Raw genomic sequence first — 6,681 nt, 5'->3', positions numbered from 1 at the left:
TCCACCGATACAGCGCAAAGCGCTGTAATATCAAGTCCGCTTAATTTGTTAAGAAGCGGGCAAGATGCCCGCACTCCTCGAATTCTTTGATCTGACTGGAGTGGGAGCATCTTGCTCCCTGGATTTTTAATTAGGGTATTTCCGCTTCGCGGACATGAATAAGCGAACTTGATATAATATGATGTCCGGTTAAATAGATGTCATTGCGACCGTAGGGAAGCATTCGCGCTTCGCGTTTCACGCAAGCTTCGCTAACGCAATGACATACTATAGCTGATCCAACGAACTTGATATAACCCCCTTCTCCCGTGGGAGAAGGGGGCAGGGGGAAGAGGGCACAAGGTTTCTGGCTACGACGCAGACATCTCTTCGTTGTTAATTGTTCATTGTTAATTGTTCATTCAAACTCCGGCACTCTTCAACCAGGGGTATCCCTAACTCGGTGGCTAATTCCAGTGCTTGCTGACAATGGCTGCGAGCGCGATCGAGATTGCCCAGCTTTTGATAGAGTACGGCAAAGTTGTAGTGAACATGGGCTTGATTGTCAACATCATTAGCACGAGTTGAAAGATCCAAGGCAGTTTTTAAGGAGTCCTCTGCTTCTGAATAGCGTTCGAGTTTGATGAGGATTTCTCCAAGATTACCCCATGTTACTCCTTGACAACCAATATCGCCGATTTCTTGAAAGATTTCCAAAGCCTGCTGGTAGTAGGATATCGCTTGTTGGTAATCTTCTTGGGAACCGTAAGCACTACCTAAGTTCATCAAACAAGTGGCAATACCAGGGGAATTGTCAATTTCTTGAAAGATTTTCAGAGCTTGCTGGTGGTAGGATATCGCTTGTTGATCGTCTCCTTGGCCAGCGTAAGCACTGCCTAAGTTATTGTAAGATTTAGCAATGCCAGAGAGAGCGGGGTTAGAGTGATCGCTGATTTGTTGTTGAATTTCCAGACACTTTTGGTAGTAGCCTATCGCTTGTTGGTAGTTTCCTTGAGCATAGTAAGCGTTACCTAAGCTGGTTAAAGAATCAGTATAATGCCTGTCTTGAGGGTTGGTTAAATGCTTGACTAATGGCAGATAGAGTTGAACCCGTAGGGAGTTGTAACCCCGTATATCCAGAAACTTGCTTACTGACTGCTCATAATTTCCTGGATTATTGTCAATCACATCAAACGCCTGTTCATACTCTCCCAACTGGCACAGATGATAAAACAACTCCAAATAATCCTGCACATCCTCAACCGTTGCCGTTTTCCACTCTTGCGGCATTTCACACCGACTCTGATACACCTCCACCGCTCGCTCGTGCGCTTCCCTTACGTCCCCAGCGCGATACTGCAAATACTCCCAAATAAACGGCTGAAACTCATAACGCCCTTCTCCCTTCACCAAAAACCCGCGCTCGGCAAGCTTTCGTAACTCCTTCTCCTTCACCTCTGCGCCTACCATTGCCGACACCAGAGCGGCATCAAACCCTTGCCGCAATACCGTTAACCGCAATAACCGCTCTTGCCAAACCGACGACAATAAACTAAAACTGCGATCCAACACCACCAGCAACTGCACGGTTTCCCGGCGATGTCTGCCTCGAATGCGCTCATCTTCCAGCAACTGCCGCACATCCACCACCTGCAACCGCTCCAAGTCTGCCAAGGTTGCCTCGTTTCCCCTCTCCTCCCGCAACATCCCGGCTACCAGACGCAACGTCAACGGATGTCCATTCACCTTTTCCGCATACGCTTCCAACTCCTCAACCGTTCCCCCTATCTTCAGCGCCTGCAATAACTGCGCTCCTTCCTGTTTCGATAACCCCGACAAGGATAAAATATTCGGCTCCACCCACACCAACTCTGGCTCCTGTTGCGTCGTCACCAAAATCTCCGTCTGAGCGCAACAGTCTAACCACCCCTGCAAAAACTGGGTATACTCCCCATCCGCCAACACCGACTCAAAGTTATCCAACACCAATAAATAGTTCTGCTTTTGCAACCGGTTAATCAACAGTTCCAATACCTGAGCATCGGGCGTTTTGTCTACAATTTCCCGCTCTATCCCCACCAACTCCTGCAAAACCCGCCGCGCCAAACTCGCAAACTTAGGGCGCTCTCCCAACTCTGCCCAATATTTACCGCTAAATGCCTCATGCTCCCGATACACCTTCGCCACCAGAGACGATTTCCCCACCCCCGCTATCCCCAAAATAATCCCCAACTTCCGATCTTGATCTTCCAACCATCCGTAAACCGTCGCCAACTCCTCCACTCTCCCCTGCCAATGGGTAGTCCGAGGCACAGTATCCCCCACAGCCCCCACCCCAGTCGATTTCTGCGGTTCCCGTTCCTGCTGTAAAAATCCAATAATCCGCCCTTCGCTCTCCTGTATCTCTTGGGTGAGCGTAATTCCTAAGCGACTTTGCCCCGCTAAAATTTCCTGTTGTCCTGCCAATACCTGCTCAAACTGCCCCCCTAACCATCCCCGCAAGCGGTTGAGAATCTCCTGAGTTGTGGCAATTTCCCCCAAAATGACCTCTATCCCCGCACCCAACTGCTCGGATAACTGCTCAAACCGCGCCTGATTTTCCTTCAACTCCTGTTCAACGTTCCCCAGTTGCACCAATACCCGGTTCACCTCTTCCCGACTCTCCTGGGGAACCCGCACTTCCTGCAACCCCGCATGAATTGCCCCCAACAGGGAAATCACCAACCCCCCAAAGGCTTTCCCTCCCTCGGAACAATCCGCCTTCAACACTTCCCGCAAGGCAAACGCAAACTTATCCCGCAAGTTTCGCGCCAACTCTTCCAACACATTAAGCGGTAATTCCAGACGGGCTTTCCCCCGCACTTCCTGCAAGAGCTGCAACCAATCCGCTTCCGTCAACACCTGCCCCGGCTCATTGCCCAGAGCCTGGCTAAATAAGCCTGGAACCTGACTATCTTCAATTTTGACAAATGTCTCAGGATAGACGACTTTCAGCTCTTGAGCGATAGTTTTCCAGTGTTTCACGGTATATTCAGCCAGGGATACCAGCCCCTTCTTCGATGCCGGATAGGTTCCCGCCTCTGCTCTGGCTTTAATCAGCAGTCCTATAGCCAACCCCACCGCTTCCGCTAAATCATGATTATGCAATTGCCCCCGACTATCTCGCAACCGCACCGTCAGATTTTCCATGTGCTGGGGAATCACATCATTGGCAATCATCCCCGCAACCACGGAAGCCACGGAACTGCCCAAGACACCCCCACAAAAGGTTCCTCCGGCTAAGAGGGCGGTAGAACCGATTAACCGAACCTTGGGTTGAGTCAGTAAATCCATCGATACGCAAACAGTAGCGTTATTTGTCTTTATTCTATCGCCTTTTTTCTAGAGGTATAGTCAATTTAAATAACAATGAGACATTATGTAAGTCATATCAAGTCCGGTTTCCGCAAGCGGACTTGAAAATTTGTTAAGAAGCGGGCAAGATGCCCGCACTCCTCGAATTCTTTGATATGAATGGAGTGGGAGCATCTTGCTCCCTGGATTTTTAATTAGGGTATTTCCGCTTCGCGGACATGAATAAGCGAACTTGATATCAATTTGTAAGGTGGGCATTGCCCACTACTGGACTCCTATAATTACGTTACTTTAGCCTGGTTACGGTACTACTGTTTCATTGTCCATTGTTCATGGTTAATTGATCTCAGGATAGACATCAAATCGGCGCATAACTCGACCCTGTAAAGTGTGGTACAACCAAGGAGTATTAGAAGCCAGAGACTTGAGGGTGGTGCGATCTGGAGTCCAGGATACTTGGGGATCGAAGACAATTAACTCGGCCGGTTGTCCTATATTTAAGCTGGGTGCAGTTTGATTCAAGCATAAGGCCGGATAGGTACTCAAACTGCGCCACAGTTGCACGGCAGACAGTTCTCCCGTGACTACTAATCCTTGCCAGAGTAGGGGTAGAGCTAATTCTAACCCGATCGCCCCCATCGGAGCTGTTTCAAAGCCTACGGTCTTTTCTTCGTAAGTATAGGGGGTATGATCGATCGCGATCGCATCAATCACCCCTTGACGAATACCCCAAATCAACGCTTCTCGATCCTCTGGATTGCCCAAAGGCGCAGCTAGACGGAAACTGGGATCGTAGGGCATAAACCCACCTGTATTCTGGGAAGAAATAGCCTCTGTATCCAAGAGTAAATGCATCCAAGGGGTACTCGCGGTTACCGGTAGTCCCCCCTCCTTGGCCTCCTGGATTAATTGCACAGACCGAGCCGTAGACACCCGCATAATATGCACGCGGGTACGGGTTTGGGCCACCAGTTCCAACAGGGCTGCCAATGCTGCGGTTTCGGCGGCTGCGGGAATTCCCGGTAAGCCCAAGCGAGTGGACACATGACCTTCGCGCATCACCCCATCGGCCGCTAAATCGACCGCCAACGGCCAGATAGCCACCGGTTTACCCAAGGGCCCGGCATATTCCAAGAGTCGGCGTAATAATAGCAGATTGGCGATCGCCTGACCATCACTAAACCCCACCACCCCCGCACCTGCCAACTCGCCCAACTCATTCATCTGTTGCCCCTTTGCCCCTTGGGTGAGCGCCCCCCAAAATGAGAGTTGCACCCCCAGATATTGGGGCGTTTTCCCCTTCAACAGAGCCACCGTTGCCGGGTTATCGATGGGGGGGTCAGTGGTTGGCAGTACCCCCACCCGAATAAATCCCCCCGCCCTCGCTGCATGGACTAAAGACTCCAGGGTTTCCCGCTCCTCAAATCCTGGCTGCCCACTTTGACTATATAAATCTACCAATCCCGGCCCGACAATCAACCCCTGACCATCCTGCACTTGGGTTTCTGGGGGATACTCATGAATTGAGTCCCCCATGGCTTTAATTTCGCCATGGTCTAACCATACATCTTGAATTTGGTCAGTTTGGGCGATGGGATTAATGGCCCGTACTTGTTTAAGTAGCGTACTCATGGCATGTTCAGGCGATGGGGGCATAATGGATTCCCTCTCCCTCTATCCCTCTCCCACGGGAGAGGGACTTTCACCCCCTTCTCCTGTGGGAGAAGGGGGCAGGGGGATGAGGGCGTAACCGTTGGATAAATAGGAAAATGTTATAGTTGGTCTTTAATTTTCCATTGCCCATTGTCTATTGTCCCTTGTCCCTTGTCTACTTGAAAGATTATGATTTTGGCTAATCTGGTGCGATCGCGTTGCTCTAACCTCTCTGAACACATCGATTGTCCGGTGATCTTGTGGTCGGGTGCGCCGAGTCCCCGCAATTTTCCGGCTAATATTTATCCCTTTCGCGCCAATAGTCATTTTCTCTATTTTGCCGGTCTCTCCATTCCCCGTGCTGCCATTCGTCTCTACCAGGGCAAGCTAGAATTATTTATGGACGATCCTGCCCCTGGTTCGGTCTTGTGGCATGGCCCGGAACCGACGGGCGCTCAATGGGCAGAACAAATCGGCGCGGATGCTCATTATCCCTGGTCTGCTTTGGCTGAGAGGGCGAAGGATGCCGCGACGCTACCGGTGCAAGATGGGGTGACTCGCCAGCAACAAGAGCAGATTTTAGGCCGTTCTCTGTCTCCTTTGCAGGGGAAAGATCTAGAGTTGGCTAGGGCGGTGGTTGAGTTGCGTTTGTGCCAGGATGAAGGGGCATTATCGGAAATTCGGGAAGCGGTGCAGGTGAGTGTGGAGGCACATTTAGCGGGGATGCGGGGGACGGCTCAGGCGAAAACGGAGGCTCAGGTGCGATCGCTCATTGAAAGCGTATTTATTGCCCATGAAATGACCCCAGCTTATTCGAGTATTGTCACCGTTCATGGGGAAATTCTACATCATGACCGCTCCCCCCATCCCTTAACCCCTGGCGATTTATTGCTGGTGGATGCCGGAGCGGAAACCCTGGGAGGATGGGCTTCTGATATTACCCGCACTTGGCCGGTGAATGGCCGGTTTTCGCCAACGCAACGGGCGGTTTATGAGGTGGTTTTAGCCGCTCACGATCGCTGTATTGCCCAAGTTCAACCGGGTCGAGAATACGAGGAAATACACTTAGAGGGAGCCTTGGCAATGGCAGAAGGTTTGGTCGATTTAGGCATTTTAATCGGCAACCCAGAAAGCCTCGTAGAACAGGATGCCCATGCCCTGTTTTTCCCCCATGGAATCGGTCATTTACTGGGCTTAGATGTCCATGATATGGAAGATTTGGGGGATTTAGCTGGTTATGCTCCAGGACGAAAAAGGAGCGATCGCTTTGGCTTGCAGTTTTTGCGCTTAAATCGTCCTCTAAAATCGGGCATGGTGGTCACCATTGAACCCGGATTTTATCAAGTTCCCGCCATCTTAAACAATCCCCAATTCCGCGCCCAATACGATAGCGTCGTCAACTGGGAAAAACTCAGCCAATTTAGCGATGTACGGGGCATTCGCATCGAGGACGATGTACTGGTCACAGACCAGGGTTCCGAGGTGTTAACGGTGCAACTCCCCACCGCTCCAGACCAGATTGAACAGGCGATTGTTGAGTAATGAGTAAATAAGTCATATCAAGTCCGGTTTCCGCAAGCGGACATGAAAATTTGTTAAGAAGCGGGCAAGATGCCCGCACTCCTCGAATTCTTTGATCTGACTGGAGTGGGAGCATCTTGCTCCCTGGATTTTTAATTAGGGTATTTCCGCTTC

General features: G+C 50.7%; 3 protein-coding genes. 1 reads left to right on the top strand and 2 read right to left on the bottom strand.

The genetic code is table 11. From position 1 onward, the window contains the following. Positions 1 to 375: 375 nt before the first annotated feature. Both PMG71_RS03035 and PMG71_RS03030 read right to left on the bottom strand, forming a co-directional pair. The gene (locus PMG71_RS03035; RefSeq protein ID WP_283752166.1) at positions 376 to 3,312 is read right to left on the bottom strand and encodes a tetratricopeptide repeat protein; all 2,937 of its coding nucleotides are present in this window, start codon (positions 3,310 to 3,312) and stop codon (positions 376 to 378) included. 357 nt (positions 3,313 to 3,669) lie between these two features. Continuing rightward, positions 3,670 to 4,989, bottom strand: a complete 1,320-nt coding sequence (locus tag PMG71_RS03030; protein ID WP_283752165.1) for a dihydroorotase — start codon at positions 4,987 to 4,989, stop codon at positions 3,670 to 3,672. A gap of 186 nt (positions 4,990 to 5,175) precedes the next feature. Here PMG71_RS03030 and PMG71_RS03025 point away from each other — a divergent pair, with 186 nt between their 5' ends. Beyond that, a complete protein-coding gene (locus PMG71_RS03025; RefSeq protein ID WP_283752164.1) occupies positions 5,176 to 6,528 on the top strand; it encodes an aminopeptidase P family protein in 1,353 nt (450 codons plus the stop codon). Positions 6,529 to 6,681 lie beyond the last annotated feature (153 nt).

It is taken from the genome of Roseofilum acuticapitatum BLCC-M154 (genome assembly GCF_030068475.1).
Classification (GTDB): Bacteria; Cyanobacteriota; Cyanobacteriia; order Cyanobacteriales; family Desertifilaceae; genus Roseofilum; species Roseofilum acuticapitatum.
The sequence above is the reverse complement of the archived record's forward strand: the minus strand, read 5'-3'. Positions and strand labels throughout refer to the sequence as shown.